General features: G+C 59.1%; 21 protein-coding genes, 1 rRNA gene and 1 pseudogene. 6 read left to right on the forward strand and 17 right to left on the reverse strand.

The window, feature by feature from the left end; genetic code table 11:
* Positions 1-115 precede the first annotated feature (115 nt).
* From VJ698_RS05175 to VJ698_RS05210, 8 genes are all read right to left on the reverse strand, one after another.
* The gene (locus tag VJ698_RS05175; protein WP_324101641.1) at positions 116-841 is read right to left on the reverse strand and encodes an amino acid ABC transporter ATP-binding protein; all 726 of its coding nucleotides are present in this window, start codon (positions 839-841) and stop codon (positions 116-118) included.
* Positions 842-850: 9 nt separating this feature from the next.
* Positions 851-1,537, reverse strand: coding sequence for an amino acid ABC transporter permease (locus tag VJ698_RS05180; RefSeq protein WP_324101669.1), 687 nt, complete (start codon positions 1,535-1,537; stop codon positions 851-853).
* Positions 1,537-2,262 carry an amino acid ABC transporter permease gene (locus VJ698_RS05185; RefSeq protein WP_324101642.1) on the reverse strand — a complete coding sequence of 242 codons (726 nt, stop codon included), beginning with the start codon at positions 2,260-2,262 and terminating at the stop codon, positions 1,537-1,539. The genes VJ698_RS05180 and VJ698_RS05185 overlap by 1 nt, the downstream gene beginning before the upstream one ends.
* A gap of 94 nt (positions 2,263-2,356) precedes the next feature.
* Positions 2,357-3,250 (reverse strand): transporter substrate-binding domain-containing protein, encoded by an 894-nt coding sequence (locus VJ698_RS05190; protein ID WP_324101643.1) that lies wholly within the window; start codon positions 3,248-3,250, stop codon positions 2,357-2,359.
* 162 nt (positions 3,251-3,412) lie between these two features.
* Positions 3,413-4,315, reverse strand: a complete 903-nt coding sequence (locus VJ698_RS05195; RefSeq protein WP_324101644.1) for an amino acid ABC transporter substrate-binding protein — start codon at positions 4,313-4,315, stop codon at positions 3,413-3,415.
* A gap of 152 nt (positions 4,316-4,467) precedes the next feature.
* Positions 4,468-5,754 carry a Glu/Leu/Phe/Val dehydrogenase gene (locus tag VJ698_RS05200; protein WP_324101645.1) on the reverse strand — a complete coding sequence of 429 codons (1,287 nt, stop codon included), beginning with the start codon at positions 5,752-5,754 and terminating at the stop codon, positions 4,468-4,470.
* 156 nt (positions 5,755-5,910) lie between these two features.
* Positions 5,911-6,888, reverse strand: a complete 978-nt coding sequence (locus VJ698_RS05205) for a LysR family transcriptional regulator (protein WP_324101646.1) — start codon at positions 6,886-6,888, stop codon at positions 5,911-5,913.
* Between the two features lie 41 nt (positions 6,889-6,929).
* Positions 6,930-8,789, reverse strand: a complete 1,860-nt coding sequence (locus VJ698_RS05210) for an ABC transporter ATP-binding protein/permease (RefSeq protein WP_324101647.1) — start codon at positions 8,787-8,789, stop codon at positions 6,930-6,932.
* Between the two features lie 110 nt (positions 8,790-8,899).
* On the opposite strand from VJ698_RS05210, the gene VJ698_RS05215 reads away from it, so the two are divergent.
* Both VJ698_RS05215 and VJ698_RS05220 read left to right on the forward strand, forming a co-directional pair.
* Complete coding sequence (locus VJ698_RS05215; RefSeq protein ID WP_324101648.1) at positions 8,900-9,307, forward strand: acyl-CoA thioesterase; 408 nt, start codon at positions 8,900-8,902, stop codon at positions 9,305-9,307.
* 88 nt (positions 9,308-9,395) lie between these two features.
* The gene (locus VJ698_RS05220) at positions 9,396-10,982 is read left to right on the forward strand and encodes an alkaline phosphatase D family protein (RefSeq protein WP_324101649.1); all 1,587 of its coding nucleotides are present in this window, start codon (positions 9,396-9,398) and stop codon (positions 10,980-10,982) included.
* Positions 10,983-11,069: 87 nt separating this feature from the next.
* Here VJ698_RS05220 and VJ698_RS05225 read toward each other — a convergent pair whose 3' ends face one another.
* The 3 genes from VJ698_RS05225 to VJ698_RS05235 form a co-directional block, all read right to left on the reverse strand.
* Positions 11,070-12,752, reverse strand: coding sequence for a long-chain fatty acid--CoA ligase (locus tag VJ698_RS05225; RefSeq protein WP_324101650.1), 1,683 nt, complete (start codon positions 12,750-12,752; stop codon positions 11,070-11,072).
* Between the two features lie 255 nt (positions 12,753-13,007).
* Entirely contained in the window at positions 13,008-14,090 is a 1,083-nt protein-coding gene (locus tag VJ698_RS05230) for an aminopeptidase (RefSeq protein ID WP_324101651.1), read from the reverse strand.
* A 13-nt stretch (positions 14,091-14,103) separates the two neighbouring features.
* Entirely contained in the window at positions 14,104-16,176 is a 2,073-nt protein-coding gene (locus tag VJ698_RS05235) for a molybdopterin oxidoreductase family protein (protein WP_324101652.1), read from the reverse strand.
* A gap of 153 nt (positions 16,177-16,329) precedes the next feature.
* On the opposite strand from VJ698_RS05235, the gene VJ698_RS05240 reads away from it, so the two are divergent.
* Positions 16,330-17,523: a M20 aminoacylase family protein gene (locus VJ698_RS05240; protein WP_324101653.1), complete on the forward strand. Its 1,194-nt coding sequence runs from the start codon at positions 16,330-16,332 to the stop codon at positions 17,521-17,523.
* Positions 17,524-17,537: 14 nt separating this feature from the next.
* Here VJ698_RS05240 and VJ698_RS05245 read toward each other — a convergent pair whose 3' ends face one another.
* The 3 genes from VJ698_RS05245 to VJ698_RS05255 all read right to left on the reverse strand — a co-directional run bounded on the left by VJ698_RS05245 (position 17,538) and on the right by VJ698_RS05255 (position 21,236).
* Entirely contained in the window at positions 17,538-18,362 is an 825-nt protein-coding gene (locus VJ698_RS05245) for a DUF3047 domain-containing protein (RefSeq protein WP_324101654.1), read from the reverse strand.
* A 73-nt stretch (positions 18,363-18,435) separates the two neighbouring features.
* Positions 18,436-20,232, reverse strand: a complete 1,797-nt coding sequence (locus VJ698_RS05250) for an ABC transporter ATP-binding protein/permease (RefSeq protein ID WP_324101655.1) — start codon at positions 20,230-20,232, stop codon at positions 18,436-18,438.
* Positions 20,233-20,324: 92 nt separating this feature from the next.
* A complete protein-coding gene (locus VJ698_RS05255; RefSeq protein ID WP_324101656.1) occupies positions 20,325-21,236 on the reverse strand; it encodes an NAD(P)-dependent oxidoreductase in 912 nt (303 codons plus the stop codon).
* 68 nt (positions 21,237-21,304) lie between these two features.
* Here VJ698_RS05255 and VJ698_RS05260 point away from each other — a divergent pair, with 68 nt between their 5' ends.
* Both VJ698_RS05260 and VJ698_RS05265 read left to right on the forward strand, forming a co-directional pair.
* The gene (locus VJ698_RS05260) at positions 21,305-22,198 is read left to right on the forward strand and encodes an SMP-30/gluconolactonase/LRE family protein (protein WP_324101670.1); all 894 of its coding nucleotides are present in this window, start codon (positions 21,305-21,307) and stop codon (positions 22,196-22,198) included.
* Positions 22,199-22,247: 49 nt separating this feature from the next.
* Positions 22,248-22,802 carry an acyloxyacyl hydrolase gene (locus VJ698_RS05265; RefSeq protein ID WP_324101657.1) on the forward strand — a complete coding sequence of 185 codons (555 nt, stop codon included), beginning with the start codon at positions 22,248-22,250 and terminating at the stop codon, positions 22,800-22,802.
* A 78-nt stretch (positions 22,803-22,880) separates the two neighbouring features.
* Here the strand turns inward: VJ698_RS05265 and tnpC are convergent.
* Positions 22,881-23,798: pseudogene (tnpC, locus tag VJ698_RS05270) on the reverse strand (IS66 family transposase); the annotation flags it as partial.
* A 45-nt stretch (positions 23,799-23,843) separates the two neighbouring features.
* On the opposite strand from tnpC, the gene VJ698_RS05275 reads away from it, so the two are divergent.
* Positions 23,844-24,949 (forward strand): IS3 family transposase gene (locus tag VJ698_RS05275; RefSeq protein WP_324101658.1). Its coding sequence is split into 2 segments (ribosomal slippage): positions 23,844-24,102 and positions 24,102-24,949, totalling 1,107 coding nucleotides; the frame shifts between segments, so codons are not numbered across the junction.
* 91 nt (positions 24,950-25,040) lie between these two features.
* Here VJ698_RS05275 and VJ698_RS05280 read toward each other — a convergent pair.
* Together VJ698_RS05280 and rrf are read right to left on the reverse strand one after the other, a co-directional pair.
* Positions 25,041-25,412, reverse strand: coding sequence for a transposase (locus VJ698_RS05280; protein WP_324101659.1), 372 nt, complete (start codon positions 25,410-25,412; stop codon positions 25,041-25,043).
* 202 nt (positions 25,413-25,614) lie between these two features.
* Positions 25,615-25,703 (reverse strand): 5S ribosomal RNA (gene rrf / locus VJ698_RS24665); the annotation flags it as partial.

The raw sequence follows: 25,703 nt of genomic DNA on the forward strand, positions 1-25,703 counted from the left end.
TCTTTGAAGTGCCGCTATTTTACCTGCTCGGGCGCTGCCGGATGGGGCGTCCCAGATGGCAAAAGCGCCGCGCGGGCGGGCATGCCGGCGCGGTGCGGCGGATGAAAATAATTGCTTAATGAATAATTTTCGCGAGGAAGTCGCGTGCCCGGTCGGAACGCGGCGAGCCGAAAAATTCTTCCTTCGTGCAGTCCTCGACGATGCAGCCCTTGTCCATGAAGACGACGCGGTTCGCCACTTTCTTTGCGAACCCCATTTCATGGGTGACCACCATCATGGTCATGCCTTCCTGCGCGAGACCGACCATGACGTCGAGCACTTCGTTGATCATCTCGGGATCCAGCGCCGAGGTCGGCTCGTCGAACAGCATCGCGATCGGATCCATCGACAGCGCCCGCGCAATGGCAACACGCTGCTGCTGACCACCGGACAGCTGACCGGGGAACTTGTCCTTCTGCGACAGCAGACCGACGCGATCGAGATACTTCAGGCCGCGTTCCATCGCCTCTTCTTCGCTGCGACCGAGCACCTTGACCTGGCCGAGCGTGAGGTTCCGGCGAATCGACAGGTGCGGGAACAGTTCGAAGTTCTGGAACACCATGCCGATATGCGAACGCAGTTTCGGCAGGTTGGTCTTCGGATCGCCGACCGAGACGCCGTTGACCAGGATTTCGCCCTTCTGGAACGGCTCCAGACCATTGACGGTCTTGATCAGCGTCGACTTGCCGGAACCGGAGGGGCCGCATACGACCATCACGTCGCCCTTGCTGACATGGGTTGTGCAATCGGTCAGCACCTGGAAGCTGCCGTACCATTTGCTCACGTTGTTAATATCGATCATGACTTGTCCTCAGCGAATGATGGCAATGCGTTGCTGCAGGCGCTTGACCAGTACCGACAGCGCGAAGCAGAGCATGAAATAGATGACGGCGACGAACAGGTACATCTCGACGATGCGGCTGTCGCGTTGTGCGATCTTCCCGGCAGCGCCGACGAAGTCGGTTACGTTCAGCAAGGAAACCAGCGATACGTCCTGGAACAGCACGATGGTCTGCGTCAGGAGGATAGGCAGCATGTTGCGGAATGCCTGCGGCAGGATCACCAGCTGCATCGCCTGGCGGTAGGTCAGCCCGAGCGCATACGCGGCGCCGACCTGCCCTCTCGGGATGCTCTGGATGCCGGCACGCATGATTTCGCAGAAATACGCTGCTTCAAACATGATGAAGGTGATGTAGGCGGAACGGTCGGCTCCGAGCTGGATCGGACGCTCCGCGCCGGTGATCGCCTGCAGCACCACGGGCACCAGGAAGTAGAACCAGAAGATCACCAGCAGCAGCGGAATGGAACGCATCAAGTTCACATAGCCTGCGGCAAACATGGACAGCGGCTTGAAGTGCGAAAGGCGTGCCATGGCCAGCAGCGTGCCGAAAACCGTGCCGCCGACGGCGGCGATCACCGTGAGTTGCAGCGTGTACTGCAAGCCGCCCAGCAGGTAAGGCCAGGTACGGGCAACAACGTCAAAATCGAGATCACCCATCATTTGCCCCCTGCGATATAGCCAGGCACCGCAACCCTGCGCTCAATGAAGGCCATGATGCGGTTTGCGGTCATCGCGATCACGACATAGATGAGCGTTGCCGCACCAAATGCTTCGAAATAGCGGAAGGTCATTTCGCCCATTTCACGGGTTCGGAAGAACAGCTCAACCAGGCCGATGGAATAGGCAACAGCGGTATTCTTGATGAGATTCATGACCTCAGAGGTCAGTGGCGGAATGATGATGCGGTAGGCCATCGGCAGCAGGACGAAGCGGTAGGTCTGAATCTGCGTCAGGCCGAGCGCGTAACCGGCGTTGCGCTGGCCGCGCGGCAGCGCCTGGATGCCCGAGCGCACCTGCTCGGCGATACGTGCCGATGTGAAGAAGCCGAGGCAGACCACGGAGGTCGCAAACTGGTGCTCGGTCGGATCGAGCGTCGTGACCCACGCCTTGACCGAATGGCTCAGGCCCGGCACGACGAAATACCAGACGAAAAACTGGACAATCAACGGTATGTTGCGGAACAGCTCCACATAAGCATTGCCCAGCCTGATTAGCCAGCGCTTCTCGGTCGTGCGTGCCACGCCGACGATCGAGCCCAGCACGAACGCCATGATCCATGCCAGTGCTGCCGTTGCCAGCGTCCATTCCAGCCCGGAAAGGAGCGAATCCGCCCATGTCCCGTCACCGTCCGGTATCTGCTCGAAAAAAATCCCCAAATTCATGTAATGTCTCCCAGCGCGCCGGCCATGTAACATCGCCGGCCTGAAAAAAAGCCGAACGGCCAGGCCGTCCGGCTTCTCAGCTGAAGCAGTGCGTTTATACGCCCTTGTCGTTCGGGTTCTTGAATGCTTCGCGGATCGCAGGTGTCATCGGGAAGTTGATGTTGATGCCCTTCGGCGGGATTGGGCTCTGGAACCACTTGAAGTAGATCTTCTCGATTTCGCCGGACTTCATCACGCCGCCGATGGTCTTGTCGACCAGCGCCTTGAACTGCGGGTCATCCTTGCGCACCATCATGCTGTATGGCTCCTGGCGCAGCGACTCGGGGATGATCTTGAATGCTTTCGGGTCGCGTGAATTGGCGATCTGGCCGGCCAGCAGGATGTCGTCCATGACAAAGGCGGCGGCGCGGTCGTCGGCCATCAGCAGGAAGGATTCGGCATGGTCCTTGCCGTAAATTTCCTTCACTTCGGCGTGCTTGGTTTTCTCGTACGACTTCAGCAGCGGCACGGAGGTGGTGCCGGAAGTCGTGGAGACGGTCTTGCCTGCAAGGTCAGCCAGGGAGTTGATGCCCGAACTCTTCTTGACTGCTGCCGTCACGTTGATGACGAAGTAAGTCGGGCCGAATGACACTTGCTGCTGACGCGCGACGGAATTCGTCGTCGAGCCGCATTCGAGGTCGATCGTGCCGTTCTGGAGCAGAGGGATGCGGTTACTGGATGTCACGGGCTGCAGGTTTACCTTCAAACCCGGCATCTTGAGTTCTGCCTTCGCCGCATCGACGATCTTCATGCACAGGTCCATCGCATAGCCGATGGGCTGCTGCTTGTCATCCAAATAGGAAAAGGGTACCGAAGACTCGCGATAGCCAACAGTGATGGCGCCGGTGTCCTTGATCTTCTTGAGCGTCCCGGTCAGGTCTTGCGCTTGAGCCGTACCGGCGATTGCGCCGGCGGCGATAAGGACGGAAATGATCTTTGATGTCTTCATGTTGCCTCCTGAGAAAGTTGTGTTTCTTAGTGTACCAAAAGGGCTACGGCTCGAGTGCCGCCCGGGCAGGTGTTTCCGGCCGATCTTCGAACCGTCGCTGCACTGCAAAAAGGCTGCCGTGAATCCGACGCGCTGAAACGCTATTCTAAGGCGTTCCTGACGCTAATCCCCAACCTTATCTGTCGGAAAACGCAGCGTATCCCGAAGCAAGTGGCCAATCGGCATATTCATGTTTATGCCCTTCGGCGGAATCGGGTTCCTGAACCATTTGTCGTACAGCTTGTAGATTTCCCCATCCTGGATGATCCGCCCCATCTCGCGGTCGACTACAGCCTTGAAAGGCGCATCGTCCTTGCGCATCATGATGGCATAAGGTTCCGCGGAGAGCGCATCTCCCACAACGGTGAAACGGTTCGGGTCCCGTGAATCGGCGCGCAGGCCGAACAGCAGCACGTCATCCATCGGAAATGCTTCAGCCTGGCCTTTGTCGACCATGCCGAAAGCTTCTACATCATCGGCCCGCTCGACCAACTGCAGTCCGAGCGAACGAACCTTGTCGCGCTCATTCAGAAGCTTGACGGTAGTCGTACCCTTGGTTGTCACCACTCGCTTGCCTCGCAGATCGGCCCAGTTCCGGATTCCGGATCCTGTCAGCACCACCATGCGCACGGCTGCAACGAAATGCGGGATGGTAAAAGCAACCTGCTTGCGCCGTTCGGCCGTATTGGTGGTCGATCCGCACTCGAGATCGGCCTTGCCTTCAGCAATGGCGGGAATGCGCATCGCAGGCGTGACCGGAAGGTAGGTGATGTTGATGTGGTTCAGCTTCAGCTCGCGTCGGACCGCCTCGGCGATTCTGAGACAGAGATCGACCGAGTAGCCAATCGGCTTCTTGCTGGCGTCGAGGTAGGAAAATGGTACCGACGCCTCCCGGTAGGCGATGGTGATAGTCTGTGTATCGCGGATTCTCGACAGGGTATCGCCTGCATGCGCCGACACGGCGGCAAGGCACAGCGCGACGACGCTCGCCCGAACCACGGGGATGATGTGGATGGTTGGATGCATTTTGTCTCCGTCTCACGCCGGTTCATTCCTGGAACCGGTCTTGTTCGAGCCAAACCGCCAGTATCGATTTCCGTGATGGCGCCGGGCGAATCAAAACCGGATGCGGCTGGCATATAGCCAGCCGCATCCGGTATCAGGTCTTCAATCGGGAATCAGGGGTACAAGCCGCGCATCTCGCGTGCCTGCAACACGCGGGTACAAGCGACGATGAATGCTGCGGTGCGCAGTGACACTTCTTTCTCCTGAGCGAGTTGCCAGACCGCAGCAAAGGCCTCGCGCATGATGCGTGTGAGGCGCTGGTTGATCTCGTCTTCGGTCCAGAAGAAGCTGGAAAAATCCTGCACCCATTCGAAGTAACTGACGGTCACGCCACCAGCGTTGGCGATCACATCAGGCACTACGAGCACACCTTTGTCATTGAGAATGTCGTCGGCGGCAGGTGTCGTCGGGCCGTTCGCGCCTTCGAGGATGATGCTGGCGCGGATCTTGTTCGCGTTCGCTTCGGTGATCTGCTGTTCCAGCGCGGCGGGGATCAGGATATCGCAGTCGACTTCCCAGAAACGGCTGCGGTCACGCACCAGCTCCGCGCCCTTGAAGCCGTCCACGCTGCCGTGCTCGGCAACATGCTTTTGCAATGCCGGAATGTCGATGCCGCTGTCGCGCATCACGGTCGCGACATGGTCCTGCACGGCGACGACCTTGGCGCCTGCTTCGGCAAACAGGCGCGCAGCAACCCCGCCGACATTACCGAAGCCTTGCACCGCCACTCGCGCACCCTTGATGTCCAGGCCGCGCTTGGCCGCTGCCTCGCAGCCGACCACATACACACCGCGGCCGGTCGCCTCCTGGCGTCCGAGGCTGCCGCCGAGGGAAATCGGCTTGCCGGTGACGACGCCGGACACAGTGCTGCCCATGTTCATGGAATAGGTGTCCATCATCCACGCCATCACCTTTTCATTTGTGTTGACGTCCGGCGCCGGGATGTCCTTGTTCGGACCGATGATGATGTTGATTTCGCTGGTGTAACGGCGGGTCATGCGCTGCAGCTCGCCTTGCGAGAGGGTCTTCGGATCAACGCGAATGCCGCCCTTGGCGCCACCATAAGGAACGTTGACTGCTGCGTTCTTGACGGTCATCCAGGCGGATAGCGCCATCACTTCCGACAGCGTCACGTCCTGATGGAAACGCACACCGCCCTTGCCTGGGCCGCGTGAAGTATTGTGCTGGACGCGATAGCCTTCGTAGTGAGCGATTGAACCGTCGTCGCGCTCGATCGGCACGTCGACGATCAGGATACGCTTCGGCCGCTTCAGTGTTTCGACCCATCGCGCCAGCGAACCGAGATGCGGTGTGACGCGATCGATCTGCTCCAGATAAACGCCCCAGGGTCCGATGTCGCGGGGCGTCAAATAAGAGGGAATTTCATGCTGGGTTGACATGCTGCTGCTCCTTGTGGGTTCAGATTTGCCGTTATCTTGTAGATGACGGATTCCATGCATGAATCGTACGGCAACGCAGTGCAGCAAAGCCAATGCTTTGTTCGCATGCAACTATGCGGAAAATGCATAAATGGCTTTTTTTAAAGGAAAGACCTCTCAGGCGCCTTTGACTGCGGCAGCCTTGCGTTTGCGTTCCAGCACCCTGGCTTTGTTTTCGCTGCGCCGGACCAGGTAATCCCAGAGCCTCGAGACGATCGGCTTGCCTGGGCGCTGTACGGATGGGCGCTCGCGGTACAAGCGGATCTCCATGTTGACTTCCCATTCGGCATGTCCGCCGTCGGCACTCGCCAGTTGCTTCTGCTTTACTTCGCGCGTGACGGCCGACTCCGGCAGGAAGGCCATGCCATGCCCTTCCAGCGCCATCATTTTCAGGCCCTCGGCCATATCGGTTTCATAGCGCTTGTCGAGGTACAAGGGACGTTTGGCGTCAGACAGGATCAGGTCGACCATTCGCCCCAGGTAGGCATTGCTTGTGTACGAAAGAAAGGGCAATGGCGATTTGGCGGTACCCGGCAACTGGAATTCCGGTGTTCCGCTCTTGTCGCTCTTCGAGTAGGCGCGCAAGGCCTCGCTGCCCAGCGTCAGCATGTCGTAATGGCTGGCATCAAGCTGCACCGGTTGGCGCGGATGGTGATAGCACAGCAGCAGATCGCAGCCGCCCTCGACCATCGCCATCACGGCATCGTGCACGTTCAGCGCGATTAACCTGGTATGGAGAGTCCCGAAGCCGGCATCGAGCTCAGTGATGAGCTGCGGCATGTAGGTTAGGGACAGCGTGTGCGGTACGGCAAAATCGACGGTGGTGTGCGCCGTGGGACGCTTGCCGCGCATAAGCGCGCGCGCATTGTTGATCTGGCCGAGCATTTCCAGCGCCTGCTCGTAGAACACCTCGCCGGCAGGCGTGAGGCGGGTCGGATAGGAAGTGCGGTCGATCAGGTCGGCGCCGAGCCAGGCTTCGAGCGCCTGGATGCGCCGGGAGAATGCCGGCTGCGTGACATGGCGCAACTCAGCGGAGCGGCTGAAACTGTGGGTTTCAGCAAGGGAGATGAAGTCTTCCAGCCATTTGGTTTCCATGGCGCTATGGTAGTGCGGTTCGGCACCCTGCGCAAAGATTCTCAGGCCACTGCCGATTCCGGCCCGATCTCGTCCGAAGACGTCTGAGCCGCGCCTGCCGCCTGGCGCGCCTGCTGGCGCTCCCACATCTGCGCATAGGCACCGTCTTTCGCCAGCAATTGCGCATGGGTGCCGCGTTCGACGATGCGGCCATGGTCCAGTACCAGGATCTGCGCGGCGTCAGCGATGGTCGACAGGCGGTGTGCAATGACCAGCGTCGTGCGGTCTTTTGCGATTTCCTTCAATTGCGCCTGGATGGCCTGTTCGGCCTTCGAATCCAGCGCGGAGGTTGCCTCGTCGAAAATAAGGATGGCGGGATCTTTCAGGAGCGTGCGCGCGATCGCGACGCGCTGTTTTTCGCCGCCGGACAGCTTCAGCCCGCGCTCGCCGACCATGGTGGCATAACCATCCGGCAGGCTTTCGATGAAGTCATGGATGTAAGCTGCCTTGGCTGCGGCCACGATCTCTTCCCTGCTCGCATCCGGCTTGCCGTAGGCGATGTTGTATTCGATCGTGTCGTTGAACAGCACGGTGTCCTGCGGCACGATGCCGATCGCCTTGCGCAGCGAGGTTTGCGTTACGTCGCGCAGGTCCTGGCCATCGATGGCGATGCTGCCCGACTGGATGTCGTAAAAGCGGAACAGCAGGCGCGACAATGTCGACTTGCCCGAGCCGCTGTGACCGACGACAGCGGTCGTCGTGCCCGCCGGAATCATGAAGTCGACATCGAACAGGATCTGCCGTTTCGTTTCGTAGCTGAAATTGACGTGCGAAAAGCTGACCTCCGCACCGCGAATGGCCAAGGGTTTGGCATGCGGCGCGTCGGCAACCTCGCGGTGCTGGTCGAGCAGCGTGAACAGTCGCTCCATGTCCGCCATGCTCTGCTTGATCTCGCGGTAAATCACGCCGAGGAAGTTGAGGGGAATGTAGAGCTGGATCATGAACGCGTTCACCAGCACCAGGTCGCCCAGCGTCATCTTGCCGTCGATTACGCCTTGCGTGGCGCGCCACAGGATCAAGGTCACGGCGATGGCAATGATCAGCGACTGGCCGGTATTGAGAATGGAGAGCGAGGTCTGCGACTTGATCGCGGCCGTCTCCCATTTCTGCATGCTCTTGTCATAGCGACGCGCTTCATATTCTTCGTTGCCGAAATATTTCACCGTTTCGTAATTAATGAGCGAGTCGATTGCACGCGTGTTGGCTTTCGAATCGAGCTCGTTCATCGTGCGCCGGAAGTTGGTGCGCCATTCGGTGACGGCGACGGTGTAGCCGATATAGACGACGAGCGCGACGAAGGTGATCCCCGCAAACCAGATGTCGTAATGCAGCACCAGGTAGCCGATCACGAGCGTGATCTCGACCAGCGTCGGCAGGATGCTGTAGAGCGTGTAGGACACTAGCGAAGAAATGCCGCGCGTGCCGCGTTCGATGTCGCGCGTCATGCCGCCGGTCTGCCGGTTCAGATGGAAGCGCAAGGACAGTGAATGCAGATGCTGGAACACTTTCAATGCAATCGTGCGCACCGCGCTTTGCGTCACCTTGGCGAACACAAATTCGCGCAGCTCGGTGAACATGGTCGTGCACAGGCGCAAGACGCCATACGCGATGAGGATGCCGACCGGCAGGACAAGCATCGCCTGCGGCTGCCCGGGCTTGATCGTCATGTGGTCGATGAGTGCCTTCAACACGAGCGGCACGCCGACATTGGCAAGTTTGGCGCCGACCAGGAAAGCCAGTGCAAGCAGCATGCGCCACTTGTAGGTCCAGAGGTACGGAAGCAGCGTCTTGAGCGTTGCCCAGTCGTTGCGGGTGCCCTGGTTGGCAGGAGGCTCGGGATAGGAAACGGAATGGCGGCGCATGAAAATTGCAGTCAGAATAGTTTATGCTTCGGGTCAGAATGATTGTAGCCCACGCCCGGATAATGCATCGGAAGGCCCGCCCGGATCCGCGCACATTGAGGAGAATGACAATGCAAGAGAACCACCATACCAGGCTTCCCGAAGGGAAAGTCCCGCAATTGCGTGTCATGCCAATGCCGGCCGATGCGAACGTGCATGGCGATGTATTCGGCGGCTGGATCATGTCGCAGGTGGACATCGCGGGCGCATTGCCGGCGGTGCGGCGCGCCAACGGTCGCGTGGCGACCGTCGCTGTAAATTCCTTCCTTTTCAAGCACCCGGTCTTCGTCGGCGATCTCCTTTCCTTCTATGCCGACATCGTCAAGGTGGGCAAGACTTCGATCACCGTCAATGTCGAAGTCTACGCAGAACGAAATCGTCTTCAGACGGAGACAGTCAAGGTCACGGAGGCCACGTTGACCTATGTTGCCACCGGCGCGGACCGCAAGCCGCGCCTGGTGCCGCCACTGATGGAGTAACAGGCCGACCCGTCGCGGGTATTGCCATTTCGCATTGGCGACGATGCAGTCGCCCTCCATTGCACGCCTTGTGCATTCAACAACGCTCATGTCACACCACCGCAGAAATTTTCTTGCCTTGTCGGCACGACTGCTGACACTGGCCGCGCTCTCCTCAGCTTTTCCCGGTCGGGCATTGAGCCGGACCGCTGCCTATCCGTTCAGCCTGGGTATTGCCTCCGGCTCGCCACGTGCCGACCGCGTTGTCATCTGGACGCGCATCCTCCCCGATCCGCTGGATGCCTTCTCCGCCGGAGCGCAAGCCTATGCCGTGCAATGGGAAATGGCGGAGGACGAAGCATTCACGCGCATTGCCGCCAAAGGCAGTGCGACCGCCCTGCCGGAACTGGCGCACAGCGTTCATGTCGACGTGGCCGGCCTGCGTCCGGACCGCTGGTACTGGTATCGCTTCCTGCTCGGCGATGCGGTCAGCCCGGTCGGGCGTACTCGCACCGCCCCGGCGCAGGATGCGATGCCGGCATCGCTGCGCCTTGCCTTTGCCTCGTGCCAGCATTGGGAATTCGGCGAGTATGGCGCGCATCGGCATATCGCTGTGGAAGCGCCAGATCTGGTTGCCTTCCTCGGCGATTACATCTACGAGTGGGGACCGTACGATCTGAGCCATCCCGCGACGCCGCGACGCCGGATGAATGTTTGCATGACGCTCGCGGATTACCGCGCCCGCTACGCGCAATACAAATCCGATCCGCATCTACAGGCATCGCATCGCGCCGCACCGTGGATTGTCACCTGGGACGATCACGAAGTTGCAAACGATTATGGCAATGACCGCGACGAACTGCTTGACTCGAATTTCCTCGCGCGCCGCGCCGGCGCTTACCAGGCGTTCTATGAACACATGCCGGTGCGCCTGCTGGCGCTGCCGGATGGACCGCAACGCTTTGCGCACATGCAGATCTACGATCGCTATGACTGGGGCAGGCTTGCACGCTTCAATATGCTCGATGACCGGCAGTACCGCTCGTACCACGCCTGTCAGCAACCAGGGCGCGGCGGCTCGACATCGGTCACATCGCGTTGCGCGGAACGCCTCGACCCGGCGCGCACACTGCTTGGCTTCGAACAGGAAAGCTGGCTGTACAACGGCTTCGCGTCGTCACGCGCGCAATGGAATTTCGTCGCCCAGCAGACGCTGATGGCACAGGCATCGCAAGTACCTGTCTCGAACGCGGACGATGGCCGGTTCTGGACCGACGGCTGGGACGGCTACCCTGCGGCACGGCAGCGACTGTTCGACAATATCACCAGGCATCGCCCTGCCAATCCGATGGTGTTGTCGGGTGACGTTCATACGTTTTACGCGTCGGACCTGAAGCGCGAGTTCAATCACCCCGTTTCTCCCGCCAACCCGGTGATCGCCACCGAGTTCTGCGGAACTTCAGTCACCTCCAGTTCGCGGCCGCAGTCGTGTACCGATCAATACGTCGCGCAGAATCCGCATATCAAATTCGGGCGCAGCGACCGCCGCGGCTATGTGATGATGGAGGTGACGCCGGGCCGAGCCAAAGTGAAGTTCCAGGCGCTGGAGGACGTGCACAAGGCGGATTCAGATGTGTCCACCATCGCACGATTTGTCGTCGAGGATGGGCGGCCAGGCATCGTCCGGGACGACTGAATCCCTCCCCGGCCAAAGGCAGCTGGCGTTCAATAAAAAACCGCCTGACCAGCAGGCGGTTTTTCTCATCGTCCCAGGCTTGTTATCTTATGCGGCCTTCTTCTCATCGCGCAATTCACGACGCAGGATCTTGCCGACGTTCGTCTTCGGCAACTCGTCGCGGAACTCGATGTATTTCGGTTTCTTGTAGCCGGTGAGCTGTTCCTTGCAGTAGTTCATCAGTTCATCCACCGTCAGCGAAGGATCCTTGCGCACCACGAACAGCTTTACGGCCTCGCCGGAATTGGCATCCGGCACGCCGATACAGGCGCATTCCAGCACACCCGGATGGGCAGCGACCACGCCTTCGACCTCGTTGGGATAAACGTTGAATCCGGACACCAGGATCATGTCCTTCTTGCGGTCGACGATCGTAATGAAGCCGCGCTCATCCATCACGCCGATATCTCCCGACTTGAAGAATCCATCCGGCGTCATGACCTTGGCGGTTTCGTCCGGGCGGTTCCAGTACCCGACCATGACCTGCGGACCGCGAATGGCAATCTCGCCCGGCTGGCCGAGCGGCACCGGCTTGCCGTCGTCGTCCAGGATGGCGATCTCGGTGGATGGAATCGGCAGGCCGATCGAGCCGGAGAATTCGGTGGCATCGGCAGGATTGATGGTGGCGGACGGCGAAGTCTCGGACAGTCCGTAGCCTTCGACGATCGGGCAACCGGTCACCTTCAGCCACTTGTCGTTGACTGCCTTCTGCACCGCCATGCCGCCGCCGTTGCAGATCTTGAGCCCGGAAAAATCCAGCTTGGCGAAATCGGGGTTGTTCAGCAGGCCGTTGTACAAGGTATTCACCGCGGGCAGCAGGTTGAACTTGTACTTCGACAACTCCTTCACGAAGCCGGGAATGTCGCGCGGGTTCGGGATCAGGATGTTCATCGCGCCCCAGCGGGTGCCCATCAGACAGCAGGCGGTGAGCGCAAAGATATGGTACAGCGGCAGTGCGCAGACCATCGTCAGGGGATCAATCTTGGGTTCGTGCTGAAGCGCCGGCTGCGCCCATGCATCGTTCTGCAGTACGTTGGCGATGATGTTGCGATGCAGTAGCGTCGCCCCCTTCGACACACCCGTCGTGCCGCCGGTGTACTGCAGGAATGCGACATCGTCCTGCGTGAGGTTGACCGGCTTGAGCGACATGCGCGCGCCCTGGGAAAGGGCTTGCTTGAAGCGGGTGGCATTCGGCAGGGAGAACGCCGGCACCATCTTCTTCACATTGCGCACGACGAAGTTGACGATCATGCCCTTCAGCCCGCCCAGCATTTCGCCCATGCTGGCGACCAGGATGTGCTTGACCTTGGTCTTCGCAAGGACATGCTCGAGCGTGGTGGCAAAGTTCTCGAGGATAATGATGGCTTCGGCGCCGGAGTCATTGAGCTGGTGCTCCAGCTCGCGCGGCGTGTACAGCGGATTGACGTTGACCACCGTGTAACCCGCGCGCAGTATGCCGGCGATGGCGATCGGGTACTGCAGCACGTTCGGCATCATGATGGCCACGCGTGCGCCCTTCTGCAGGCCGCGGCCCTGCAGCCACGCGCCGAGATTCCTGGACAGCTGGTCGACCTCCGCATAGGTCAGGAACTTGTCCATGCATACATACGCATTGCGCGATGCAAATTTGCGGAAGGACTCCTCCAGGAGGTGTACCAGCGAACGATACTGGGTGACGTCGATTTCCGTCGGTACGCCCTGCGGGTACGACTTCTGCCAAATTTTTTCCATGTCTGCCTCTGATCTTATTTTGGTGGGAAGGTATTGGATCGTCAAAATAATCGAACGATCGGTTCTTTTTTTCTAGCATAGATGCTATCGGTGGCTGCAGCCGCATGCAAGTCTTTTCAGGGAATGGAAAGACGATAAGAAGAATTCTTCTAGGCACGGCACGATGCTGCACCGCAACAACAGGGCAGTATTATCTGCTCCCAGATATGACAAAGCGACCTCGAAGGTCGCTTTGCGTTTGTCCTGCAGATGAGCCTAGTGCTCTGCGGCGGCGTGCAGGCTTCCGGCATTCAAAGGTGTATTGCCGAGGGCAGCAAGCTCGCGATGGCGCTCCTCCTTGTCCAGTGCTGCCAAGGCGCGCACCGCCTCATAGAACCTGGACATGGTCCCGGTCTGCGCCATCAGCGCACGGAACCCCGGCACGAAATCGTGATAGGTTGCGATGGCGGACAGATGCGCGTTCGACAGCGGCTCGGCGAACCAGCGATCGTAGCCGGTGTAGCCCCCCCAGCTCTTCTTCAGGACCTGATATTCATCTTTCAGCGCCTGGAAGATCGCTGCCTTTTCTTTCCGCTTTTCGTTGTCGCTCACCGGACGGTCATAATTGGCCTGCAACTCCTTGCGATACTTGAGAAGCATGCTGAGGAAATCCTGTTTGCGCGCTTCGTAGGCGGCGTAGTCGGCGCGCGTCTTGTCATCGCCATACTTCGCAAGCCAGCGTTCCACGCCGGCCTCTTCGACAGAGACCGCGAATGATTCATTGAAACGCGAATCCCCTGGCACATACACTACCTGGTGCGCCAATTCATGGAAGACCATGCGCGCCACCTCGCCATCGGGGTAACGGATGAAGGTCGACAGCACCGGATCCTTGAACCAGCCCAGCGTCGAATAGGCGGGCACGCCGGACACTTCAACATCGTATTTCTCGGCGCGCAACTCGGACGCATAAGCCTGCGCATCGGACTTGCTGTAATAACCGCGGTAATTCACGCATCCCGCGACTGGGAAACACCATTCCAGCGGCTTGAGCGACAGCTCCGGTGTGGCCACGACGTTCCACATGACGAAGGGACGCTTCAGGTCGGCATACGTGGTGAAGGTGTCATTGTCCGGCAGACCGAGGTCACGGGCGGCGAAGGCGCGGATCGACTTGACGCGGGTCAGCTTGTCTTTCAGCTTGACGCCTGTCTCGGGATTGGCCAGCCAGTCATCAATCGGCCGTGCGTCCGACAGCAAGGCAAACTGCCCCTGCGCCGCCTGCACGAAATACCCGACCTGTGCGCAACCGCCGACCAGAGTCGCGATGCCGCAAAAAACCAACGCCCGCCACTTCATCTTCATATCCTGCTTACACCTTCTCCACCTGGACCAGCACGTCATAGAACGTCGGCCCGTTGCCAATATCGGTCAGGCGCTGGCTGGTGACTTCATTGGCGTTCTTGCCATCGGAAGCAAACTTCTTCCACCAGATCGACAGACCGACAACCAGACCCTGCCGTGCCTTGTCGGTCACGCGCGCCTTCGCAACAAACGAGCCTCGCGCATTGAAGATACGCACCCGGTCGTCGTTCTCAATGCCGCGCTGCGCGGCGTCGGACGGATGGATGTCGAGATGCGGCTCGCCTTCCGTATTGCGCAGGCTCTCCACATTGACGAAGGTGCTGTTGAGAAAGTTCCGGGCGGGCGGAGAAATCATGGCGAGCGGATAGTCTTTTCCCAACTCCGGGCTGCTCGTCAGCGACTCATGTGGCGGAACATAGGTGGGCAAGGGGTCGAGTCCGTCGGCCCTCATGCGCTCGGAATAAAACTCGCACTTGCCCGACGGCGTCGGAAAACCGCCGTTGGCAAAAGGTGCATCCGGCATGTTCACCTTTTGCCATCCCTTTCGCTTGAGGGACTCCCAGTCGAAGTGCGCAGCGCGCGGGTCATTCTTGTTGAACGCCTGCGCCGCGATCTGCTCATCGCTCTCCTGAAAGCAAGGATCATCGAAACCCATGCGCGCAGCGAGCAGTCGAAAAATCTCGGTGTTCGGCTTCGACTTGCCGAGCGGAGCAATCGCGGGATTGTTGGCCATCATGTACATGTGACCGTAGGTCGTATGGATGTCGACATGCTCCAACTGCGTAGTGGCCGGCAGCAGGATGTCAGCATAGTCGGCGGTGTCAGTTTGAAAATGTTCCAGCACCACCGTGAACAAATCCTCGCGCGCAAACCCTTGCGCCACTTTCGACGATTCCGGTGCGACGGCGACCGGATTTGAATTGTAGACAACCAGCGCCTGGATCTTGGGGCCGAATGTCGGCGAGGCGTCACGCAACAAGGCATCTCCGATCTGCACCATGTTAATCGTGCGCGGCTGCCGCGTGAGAAGGTCCGGTCGCTGCAGCGCATGGCTGTTCTTCGCGAACGCGTCCGACGTCGAGAGCTGGATGCCGCCGGCGGGGTGACGCCAGGCGCCGACCAGCGCCGGCAGGCAGGCAATATTGCGCACCGCCATGCCGCCGCCATGTGTGCGCTGCACGCCGTAGTTGACCCGGATCGCAACCGGCTCACCGCGTGCCGCAGCCGTTCCGTATTCGCGTGCCAATTGCTCAACTTCATGCACCGCGATACCGCATGCCTCTGCCGTGCGTTGCGGCGTCCACTCGCGCACGCGCTCCTTCAATTGCTCGAAGCCGAGCGTATGCCGGGCAATGTAGTCTTCATCAATCAGGTTTTCCGCGATCAGTACGTGCATCATGCCTAGTGCAAGCGCACCGTCCGTACCAGGCATCGGCGCGATATGCTGATGGCATTTCTCGGCGGTCAATGAACGATAGGGATCGATCGCAATCAGCTTCGCGCCGCGCCGCTTTGCTTCCTGCGCGCGCATCCAGAAATGCAGGTTCGATGCGATCGGATTGCCGCCCCAGATCAGGATCAGCTTTGCGTCCTGGAACTGCTCCACGTCGGTGCCAATGCGCGCCCCAATGGTGTACCGGTAGCCGGCGCCGCCCGCCGTGGAGCAGATGGTCCGTTCGAGCAATGACGCGTTGAGCTTGTGGAAGAAGCGCATCGCCATCGATTCGCCCTGAACCAGGCCCATCGTGCCGCAATAACTGTATGGCAGGATGGCTTGCGGATCGTGTGAGGCGATCTCCTTGAGTCGCGCAGCAATGGTGTCGAGCGCTTCGTCCCAGCTGATACGAACGAACTTCCCTTCACCCTTTTTTCCGATGCGTTTCATCGGATAAAGCAGGCGGTCCTTGTGGTAGGTCCGGTCGGTGTAGCGCGACACCTTGGTGCAGAGTACGCCCGCGGTGGTCGGGTGTTCGGGATCGCCGCGCACATCGACGGCAACGCCATCCTTCACGGTGACGAGCAGCGCGCAGGTGTCAGGGCAATCGTGGGGGCAGGTGGCGCGAACAATTGACGTGGTCATAAATCTTTCCGAAGTAGGCCGGCAATCCGGCGGAACATCTTTCATGCGTTTGCAGTAGTTAAAATATGCTATACCCGTCTGGGCTTAATATACCGATATTGCGGAACATCCGCATGCCCGCCGGCAACATGGCGCGGCCATCTGGAGAGATCGATGAAGTTGCTTGACCCGATTACCGAATTTCAATCCGAGCTGCAGCAGATCCGTCGCGACATCCACGCCCATCCGGAACTGTGCTTTGAAGAGCAGCGCACGGCAAATGTTGTCGCACAAAAGTTGACCGAATGGGGAATTCCCATCATTCGAGGCATGGGTATTACCGGTGTTGTCGGCATGATCAGCAACGGCGCCGGCACGCGCGGGATTGGCCTGCGCGCCGACATGGATGCCCTGCCTGTCCAGGAAATCAACAGCTTCCCCCACGCGTCGAAACACGCCGGAAAGATGCATGCTTGCGGACATGACGGGCATGTCGCCATGCTTCTCGGTGCTGCGCGCTACTTGTCGAAGCATCGCAATTTCGATGGTACCGTGTACCTGATCTTCCAGCCTGCGGAAGAAGGCGGCGGCGGCGCGAAAAAGATGATGGACGACGGCCTGTTTTCGCAATGCCCGATGGATGCCGTATTCGGCATGCACAACTGGCCCGGGATTGCGACGGGTACCTTCGGCGCCACTGCAGGTCCGATGATGGCATCGTCCAATGAATTCGAAGTCGTCGTCCGCGGCAAGGGAGCCCACGCCGCGCAGCCGCACAAAGGTATCGATCCGATCATGGTTGCCATCCAGATAGCGCAGAGCTGGCAGACCATCGTGACGCGCAGCAAGAGCCCGATTGATTCCGCAGTCCTGTCGATTACCCAGATCCACGCAGGCAGTGCGACCAATGTCATTCCCGATGAAGCCTGCCTGATCGGCACGGTCCGTACGTTCACGACCGATGTACTCGACCTGGTCGAACAGCGCATGAGGACGATCGCCGAGCATACCGCGCAGGCGTTCGATGCACAGGTCGATTTCCGCTTCACGCGCAACTATCCGCCTCTCGTCAATCATGCGAAAGAAACGGCGTTCGCCATCGAGGTGATGAAATCGATCGTCGGCGAAAACATGGTGAACACGCATGTCGAGCCGACCATGGGCGCGGAGGATTTTGCATTTATGCTGCAGGAGAAGCCCGGGTGTTATGTCTTCCTCGGAAATGGCGAAGGCGGCCATCGCGATTGCGGGCATGGCATTGGCCCGTGCAATCTGCACAACCCGAGCTATGATTTCAACGATCAGTTACTGCCCATCGGGGCGACCTACTGGGTGCGCCTGGTGGAGGCATACCTGCCCAATACCTGACGGGGCTCGCGCCGTTACGGAGAGGGGAACAGCGGCAGCGAGGCGTTCACCGGCCTGTCGATGGCCGTCGCGAGAACCGGGGTGCGCGACAGGCGGATATCCCCATACCACGCTTCCGCCGACTCGCCGGTGTTGTCGGTATCGGTGAGCACGCCGATTCCGATCAGCCTTCCCGGTTTTTCTCCGAACGCCTTTTCGTAATCCTCGATGATATTGCGCGAAAACACCCGCCATTCGCCGAGGCCCGTCGAACCGCTCTCGGCGACCATCATCTTGATGCGGCTGCTGTAGGTGCTCCTGATGATCGTGCCGACAGGCAGGTTGTTCTCCCAGATGTACATCAGCGTGGCATAAGGAAAATCATGTCCGGTGACCACCTTCGCTGTCTCGAACAGCACCTGGTCCGTGAACGGCAGGCTATCCTTGTCACCGTCGAAGCCGAGAACGATGCGCACCGGTGAATCCTCCGTCGTACGCTTCGTGTTGTCAGCAGTCTTCAGCAGCGCGGGAATCTGCCATTGCCATTGCAGCCAGGGGCGGCGGGCTGGATCCACGTCGAGATCATGCATCAGTGCCGATGACGCGCTGTCGGCACGCGCATGCAGCACTGTCTTGCCCTCCTTGCTCACCAGCTGATACTGCGTGGGTTTCTTGGTGCGCAGAATGATCAGTGGCTTCCAGCCTTCGGGCAGACCGTGAGGCGCGCGACTGGAGAAAAGTGGAACCGTGGTATCGGGAGTCACCGGCCTTGCAATCGAAGCCTGTCCATTGTCGCCCTGATAGGAGGCGCATCCGGCAATCAGGAATGGGAGGACAAGCGAGACAAGGCGATGCGTCATGGCAGAAAGATGGATTGCGATGCTACCCCGCACGGCCACCTGCGCACCGTCATTCCACCAACGAACAAGGGCACTAGGACTCTAAAAACTGCGGTGTTTGCGACCGGTTGATGTGAGTTGACTGGATTGTATAGCGTACCGGGGCGGACGCCGGGTGAATTTGATTTTCCCCAGCCGTTTCGTGGACAAACTGCCAACGGACCTGATGATATTTTGCAACAACCTCGCGATGCGCAATGCTGATCACTGCAGCGGCCGGCAACTCTTGCAGCACGAGGTCGTATACGCGAGCTTCGGTCTCGGGATCGAGCGCACTGGTTGCCTCGTCGAGAAAAAGGATCTGCGGCCGCGTCAGAAGCACACGGACGAACGCCAGACGCTGCTGCTCACCCGGCGACAGACGCTGGCTCCAGTTGTCAGACTCGTCGAGCTTGTCTGAAAGATGGGACAGGCTGCACAAGGCAAGGTAATGCCGGATAGCCAAGTCCTTGTAAGCCTCTTCAGCTGCCGGATATGCAATGGCTGCACGCAGGCTGCCGATCGGCAGATAACTCTTCTGCGGCAGGAAAAGCAGTTTCGCCTCGCTCGGAATTTCGATGGTTCCCGCGCCATGGGGCCAGATACCGGCAATCGCGCGAAACAGCGTGGATTTTCCGCAGCCCGACGGCCCGGCAATCAGGATGCGCTGACCAGCAAAAATGTTCGCCGACAACGGGGCAGTGAGGGACGATCCCGCCGGCAATCGCAGTTCCACATCGTCCAGCAGTATCGCCCCGACGTTATTGCGCTCCACGCTGATGCCCCGCGGCTGCACGCGTGCAGCCGTCACTGCCGCGTGAAAACCGGCAAGCCGGTTGACGCTCGCCTTCCAACTGGCGAGCGAAGTAAACGCGTTGATGAACCACGACAGTGACTCCTGGACCTGGCCGAACGCCGAGCTGATCTGCATCAACCCACCCAGCGTAATTGCCCCGCTGAAGTAGCGCGGCGCACCGACGAGAAAGGGAAAGATGATGGCAAATTGCGCATAGAAATTCGACGCCATGTTCAACCGTTTGGTGGTGCGCATGATGGACCACCAGTTGTGCCGGATCCATTCGAACCGCCCGGCCAGTTGCGAACGCTCCTGTTGTTCGCCGCGATACAGCGCCACGGATTCGGCATGCTCACGCATGCGCACCAGGCCAAAACGAAAATCCGCCTCGTACCGCTGCTGGAGAAAATTCTGCACCACCAGCGGTTTGCCAATCCACCATACGAGCGCTGAACCTATGCCCGCATAGGCAATGGCAAACCAGACCATATAACCCGGGATTGTGATGGACTGCGCACCAAGCATGAATGAAATCGGGCCGCTGACGCCCCACAGAATCCCGATGAAGGACACCAGCTTCACTACGCTCGACAACAAGCCGATCGAGAGCGACAAAGAGCCGCTGGTGAGGAAGCTGAGATCTTCGGCGATACGCTGGTCAGGGTTGTCCGCTGAGCGCGCCTGTTCGATGCGGTAATACACCTGGTTGTCCATCCACTCATCGAGATATTGCCGGGTCATCCACGCCCGCCACCGCATCTCCAGCGATTGCGTGAGATACACCTGATAGATCGCTACAGTGATGTAAATGAACGCCAGATAGGAAAACCGCCAGAGCTGCGCCCTGAAAACCTGAAAGTCCTTGTTCTCCAACGCATTGTAGAAATCACGATTCCACGCGTTGAACTGTACGTCGAGATAGACCATCCCAAGCGCCAGCGCCACGACTGCGGCTAGCAGTGCGCGCGCTTTCCATCGCTCCTCGGAAACCCAATAGGGCTTGATCAGGTTCCAGACGAGGCGCCAATCGGTGCGTTCAGGTTGCTTGACGATCATAGGGAGTTACAGCGATACAGTGCGAATGATGAGAAGCCGGCGTGAATTGCCGGCGAGATCATGTTTGAGGGCGGATTTGTTGTCCTGCGTTGCTACGGCAGCTTGTCCGGCGCGTCGCCGAGGCGTTTGCCAGAATTGAGCCGTTCCAGGGCGAGCAATGCGGCGGACTGGTCAGCATTGGGCACGATGTCGACAATGCTGCGATAGATCTGCGTGACGAGCTCGGTCACCGGTAACTGCACACCGGCGGCATTTGCGGCAATCAGGACATTTTCCAGATCCTTGGTCTGGCTCTTCACCTGTCCACCCGGCAGAAAATTTCGATCCAGCATGCGCTGTCCATGCACTTCGAGAATACGGCTTTCCGCAAAACCGCCACGAATCGCCATGCGAACCGCAACGGGATCCGCCCCACCCGCCTGCGCCAGCAACAAGGCTTCCGCGATGATGCTGAGCGTGCCGCCGACAATCATCTGATTACAAAGCTTGGCCACCTGCCCGCACCCCGCCGGCCCAACATGGACCGGACGCCCCATGACGGCCAGGATCGGTTCCGCTCTGGCAAAATCAGCTACGCTTCCTCCTGCCATGATGGCAAGCGTCCCCGCTTCTGCTCCCACCACACCGCCCGAGACCGGCGCGTCCACGAATCCGACGCCGCGGTTCGCCAGCATTCGGGTCAGGTCCTGCGCTTCGGATTGGCGCGTCGAGCTCATATCGATAACGAGGGCGCCTTGGCGCAAGCCAGGTAATGCTGCCTCGATCACCTGTCTCACCACGGGACCTGCCTCAAGCATTGTGATAATGATGTCTGCGCCTGCAACCGCTTCGGCTGGCGTGTCCGCAACGCGTGCGCCGAGCGGCGTAAGGGCCTGCGCCTTGGTGGGCGTGCGATTCCAAACGGTCAACTTGTAGCCCGCCTGCAGCAAGCGACCAGCCATCGGTTTTCCCATCAGGCCGATGCCCAGGAAAGCGATAGTCGGCAGCGATTTGGAGACACTCAATGTCCTCTCCTCATAAAAATCGAAATCAATGCATAATGGTGCATCATCATCTCAAAAAAACAACTTCCATGTCGACGAGCAAGATAGATGTGCTATTCGATAGGCCGATGTTGTTAGGTGAATGCCCTCTATGGCACCCGGAAGAATCGGCCTTGTACTGGATCGACATTCCCGCCCTCGAGGTGCATTGTTTCGAGTGTCGGACACGATCACACCGTTCATGGCGCCTGCCTTCTGAACCCGGCTGCATCGCGCTTTGTGCAACCGGAGGTCTTGTTGTGGCGATGCGCGCAGGCGTGGGCATACTGGATACGCGCAGCGGCATGCTGACTCATATCGCGGATGCTCCTTACGATAGCGCAAGCACCCGCTTCAACGATGGACGATGCGACGCTGCCGGCCGCTTATGGGTCGGAACACTCTACGACCCGCGAGATAATCCGTCAGGCTCATTGTATTGCATTGAGCGCGGTGTGATACGTGACGCCAGCAAGCCGGTCACCGTGTCAAACGGTGTGGCGTTCAGGACCGACAATCGGACGCTATACCATGCCGACACCACTGCACATCGAATCATGGCCTACGAATTCGATCTTGCAACGGGCCAGTTAGGGCGTTCCCGTCTTGTTAAGCAATTCTCTCCGGACAAAACGAGCAGCAATTATGGCGGCCGCCCGGATGGCGCCGCTGTTGACTGCGAAGACGCGTATTGGTGTGCAATGTATGAAGGTGGTCGTCTGCTTCGGCTGTCGCCCACCGGTGAGATTCTGCAGGAAGTAAGTTTACCCGTGCGCTGTCCCACAATGATCGCGTTCGGGGGAGAAGACATGCGAACGCTCTTTATCACCACCGCGCGTAACAATCGGTCTGTTGCCGAACTCGAAGACTATCCCTTGTCTGGGTGCGTACTGATGCTGCACGTTGATGTGGCGGGCCGTATTGAGACACCGTACCAACCATGAAGCACAGCTATTCAATCGTATGAGGGATTTGAACATTAAGGCTAATTGTATGACCAAAAAATTTAATCGGGAAACTGGCAGCGCTCTTGCCCTCGCATGGGCTCTTATCCTCGTTCCACTGAGTTGCCACGCGGTTGACGGCACATCACTGGAATACGGCGAGGGGAACAAGACAAAGCTTGTTCGTGCCGGTGCGCAATGGAACTGGTCGCATAAGTGGTGGGAATCAAATGGCACGCATATCGGAGGATATTGGGATTTAAGCCTCGCCCGGTGGCATGCGTCGCGTTATAAGGGTATTCCCGGCAATACCCAGAACATCACGGTGCTCGGGCTTACGCCGGTCTTCCGGCTTCAAGGCAACAACGGGAAGGGTTTTTATCTGGAGGGAGGGATCGGCGCCAATCTGTTCTCCGAACTGTATAACAACAATGATCGTCGGCTCTCTACCAGTTTCCAGTTCGGCGACCATCTTGGTGCTGGATATGTGTTTTCCAACAACCTAGATTTAGGGCTCAAAGCTCAGCACTTTTCGAACGGCGGCATCAAGAATCCAAATAGTGGCGTGAACTTCGTAATATTGCGAGTCGAGTATCTGCTCTAGATGATGGGCTCGCGGTGAGAATCCATCTCGCTGTGAGTAAGCACCCGGGCATCCCTCCTTGACGGGGATGCCGTGAGGTTATGCGGCCGAGCGCCAGCGATGCGGCAGGAGTTCGTCGATGCGGCTGTTCGGCCAAGTCGGCAAACGTTTGAGCACATCCTTTATGTACGCGAAGGCATCATGCCCGTTCAACTTGGCCGACTGGATCAGGCTCATGATGGCCGCGGCGCGCTGTCCAGCACGCAAGCTGCCCGCGAATAGCCAATTGGCCCTGCCAAGGGCAATTGGCCGGATCCGGTTCTCAACCCAATTGTTGTCGATCGGGACGTCGCCGTCGTCGAGATAGTGCGTCAACGGCCCCCAACGTCCCAAGTTGTAATCGATCGCCTTGGCCGTTGCACTACCGTCCGGCACGCGCTGTCGTTGCGCCAGCAGCCAGGAATGCAGCATATCGGCTGCCGCTCTCCCGTGTTGCCGGCGGAATTGGCGCCGCCCGTCGGTATCCAGTTGCTGCGCTTGCCGCTCGACGTCGTACAGCACACCGAACAGCTTGAGCGCCTCTTCGGCAATCTGGCTCTTGTGGTTGGCCCACAATGCGTGGAACTTGCGTCGTGCATGCGCCATGCACCCGGCTTCCGTGATGCCTTGCCTGAACAACGCCTTGTACCCGCTAAAGTCGTCACACACCAGCGTGCCTTGCCACTTGTCCAGGAAGGTGCGTGCATGTTCGCCGGCGCGCGTTTCTGCAAAGTCGAACACCGCCGCCTTCGTCTCGCTCATGCTGGTGCTGCTGTAGCTCCACAAGTAGGCACGGTGCGTCTTGCCATGGCCCGGCTTGAGCATCGCCACCGGCGTTTCGTCAGCATGCAGCACGGTCTCCTGCAGCAGCGCTGCACGCATGGCGTCGACCAGCGGCTGCAGCTGCACGCCGCAGCGGCCCACCCACTGCGCCAGTGTCGAGTCCGGAATGGCCAGGCCGGCGTGACCTGCTACCCGAGATTAGTACGGCAATGATGTAGAGTCTGCCCTTGGGAGGCAGGCATGAAAAAGCGATTCACCGATGAACAAATGATCGGCGTCCTGAAAGAAGCCGAAGCGGGAATGAAGGTGGCCGAGCTGTGCCGCAAATACGGTATCAGCGATGCGACGTACTACAACTGGAAGGCCAAGTTCGGCAGCATGACAGTGTCTGAAGCGCAGCGGTTGAAGGCGCTGGAAGCCGAGAATAACAAGCTCAAACGATTGCTGGCAGAGGCCATGCTGGACAATGCTGCCCTGAAGAATGTTGTGGGCCGAAAGTGGTGAGCCCGCAAGCCAGGCGTGCTGCAGTATCGCACCTGATGACTGTCCCCCAGTTGGGTGTCACGCGCGCTTGTGGGCTAATCGGCATTTCCCGGTCGCTCTACCGGTATGAGGCCAAACGTCCGGATGACGCGGCGCTCAAACAACGGTTGTCCGAACTGGCGGAACTGAAGCGACGTTATGGCTATCGTCGGCTTCATGTACTGCTGTGCCGGGAGGGTTGGGAAATCAACCGTAAGCGCACATACCGCATCTATCACGAGGCAGGGCTGATGGTGCGCAAGCGCAAACGCAAGCGAATCGCCGGTGTCGAACGCCAGGTGAGAGCACCAGCAGCCGGACCGAATCAACGCTGGTCAATGGACTTTGTTTCGGATGGTTTGGTGGATGGTCGCCGGCTACGGTGTCTGAACATCGTTGATGACTTCACCAAGGAATGTCTGGCAATCGAGGTCGACACTTCGTTACCTGGAGGTCGCGTGGTGCGCGTGCTGGAACGCCTGGCAGAACTGCGGGGATTGCCGCAATCAGTGACGATAGACAATGGGCCTGAATTTGCCGGCAAGGCGCTCGATGAATGGGCCTACAGCCGGGGATTGCGACTGAGCTTCATCCAGCCCGGCAAGCCACAACAGAATGCATATATTGAGAGCTTCAACGGCAAGTTCAGGGATGAATGCCTGAACGAGCATTGGTTCATCTCGATGCGCCATGCGCGGCAAGTGATTGAGGAATGGCGTCAGGAATACAATGGCGAACGGCCACATAGTTCGCTCGGCTACCTGACGCCGAACAGATTTGCAGAGAGTTTTTTAACCGCAGACTCCATGTCGATTTCGGACTAAATTGGGTAGCAGGTCACGCAGACTCCATGTCGATTTCGGACTAAATTGGGTAGCAGGTCAGCGGTAGCCAACCAGATGGCATCAATGCGGATCAACGCAGCCACCCGTGCAGCCAGTTCGCACATTCAGCCGCGGCCGAACGCGGCCAGCGCAACGTGACGATGGCAGAACCGCGCCGCACTTCAATGACGATATCCTGCGATGCCGTGGCATCGGCCGTACCCAGCTGCAGCGGGACGAATTCGGCCGTCGGCACGACCATCGATGGACGCACCTGCTCGGTGGCGTCCCGCTCTTGCTGTGCCGCGACCCAACGCCGCAGCAGGTTGGCATTGAGCCGGTAATGCAGAGCGACGGCCGCAATGGATACGCCGGGCTGCATGCAGGCTTTGACCGCCACCGCCTTGAATGCAGCGCTATGGCGACGGCGCCGCGCCGGCTGTACTTCAGCATTCGATTCCATGGTGTACACGTGTCCACTTAAGTTGATAGTGGACACGATGCTCGCCGATCTCGACCAGCCGATTCAAGACGGGATCACCGGGTGCTTACCGCTGTGAGAAGGTATCCAGCTGACAGGAGGCTCCTAACGGAGCTCAAACTGTCATGCCCCAAACGCGAAACGCCCCGGACTCGTTGGAGCCGGGGCGTTTCTGGTATAACAAGCCTGACGATTACCTACTTTCACACTGGTTGCAGCACTATCATCGGCGCGAAGTCGTTTCACGGTCCTGTTCGGGATGGGAAGGGGTGG

The sequence above is a fragment of the Noviherbaspirillum sp. genome (assembly GCF_035254685.1).
Lineage (GTDB): Bacteria > Pseudomonadota > Gammaproteobacteria > Burkholderiales > Burkholderiaceae_D > Noviherbaspirillum.

Coding starts and splice junctions, on each gene's coding strand:
- VJ698_RS05175 (WP_324101641.1), bottom strand. CDS start 841: ATGATCGATATTAACAACGTGAGCAAATGGTACGGCAGCTTCCAGGTG.
- VJ698_RS05180 (WP_324101669.1), bottom strand. CDS start 1,537: ATGGGTGATCTCGATTTTGACGTTGTTGCCCGTACCTGGCCTTACCTG.
- VJ698_RS05185 (WP_324101642.1), bottom strand. CDS start 2,262: ATGAATTTGGGGATTTTTTTCGAGCAGATACCGGACGGTGACGGGACA.
- VJ698_RS05190 (WP_324101643.1), bottom strand. CDS start 3,250: ATGAAGACATCAAAGATCATTTCCGTCCTTATCGCCGCCGGCGCAATC.
- VJ698_RS05195 (WP_324101644.1), bottom strand. CDS start 4,315: ATGCATCCAACCATCCACATCATCCCCGTGGTTCGGGCGAGCGTCGTC.
- VJ698_RS05200 (WP_324101645.1), bottom strand. CDS start 5,754: ATGTCAACCCAGCATGAAATTCCCTCTTATTTGACGCCCCGCGACATC.
- VJ698_RS05205 (WP_324101646.1), bottom strand. CDS start 6,888: ATGGAAACCAAATGGCTGGAAGACTTCATCTCCCTTGCTGAAACCCAC.
- VJ698_RS05210 (WP_324101647.1), bottom strand. CDS start 8,789: ATGCGCCGCCATTCCGTTTCCTATCCCGAGCCTCCTGCCAACCAGGGC.
- VJ698_RS05215 (WP_324101648.1), top strand. CDS start 8,900: ATGCAAGAGAACCACCATACCAGGCTTCCCGAAGGGAAAGTCCCGCAA.
- VJ698_RS05220 (WP_324101649.1), top strand. CDS start 9,396: ATGTCACACCACCGCAGAAATTTTCTTGCCTTGTCGGCACGACTGCTG.
- VJ698_RS05225 (WP_324101650.1), bottom strand. CDS start 12,752: ATGGAAAAAATTTGGCAGAAGTCGTACCCGCAGGGCGTACCGACGGAA.
- VJ698_RS05230 (WP_324101651.1), bottom strand. CDS start 14,090: ATGAAGTGGCGGGCGTTGGTTTTTTGCGGCATCGCGACTCTGGTCGGC.
- VJ698_RS05235 (WP_324101652.1), bottom strand. CDS start 16,176: ATGACCACGTCAATTGTTCGCGCCACCTGCCCCCACGATTGCCCTGAC.
- VJ698_RS05240 (WP_324101653.1), top strand. CDS start 16,330: ATGAAGTTGCTTGACCCGATTACCGAATTTCAATCCGAGCTGCAGCAG.
- VJ698_RS05245 (WP_324101654.1), bottom strand. CDS start 18,362: ATGACGCATCGCCTTGTCTCGCTTGTCCTCCCATTCCTGATTGCCGGA.
- VJ698_RS05250 (WP_324101655.1), bottom strand. CDS start 20,232: ATGATCGTCAAGCAACCTGAACGCACCGATTGGCGCCTCGTCTGGAAC.
- VJ698_RS05260 (WP_324101670.1), top strand. CDS start 21,305: ATGTCGACGAGCAAGATAGATGTGCTATTCGATAGGCCGATGTTGTTA.
- VJ698_RS05265 (WP_324101657.1), top strand. CDS start 22,248: ATGACCAAAAAATTTAATCGGGAAACTGGCAGCGCTCTTGCCCTCGCA.
- VJ698_RS05280 (WP_324101659.1), bottom strand. CDS start 25,412: ATGGAATCGAATGCTGAAGTACAGCCGGCGCGGCGCCGTCGCCATAGC.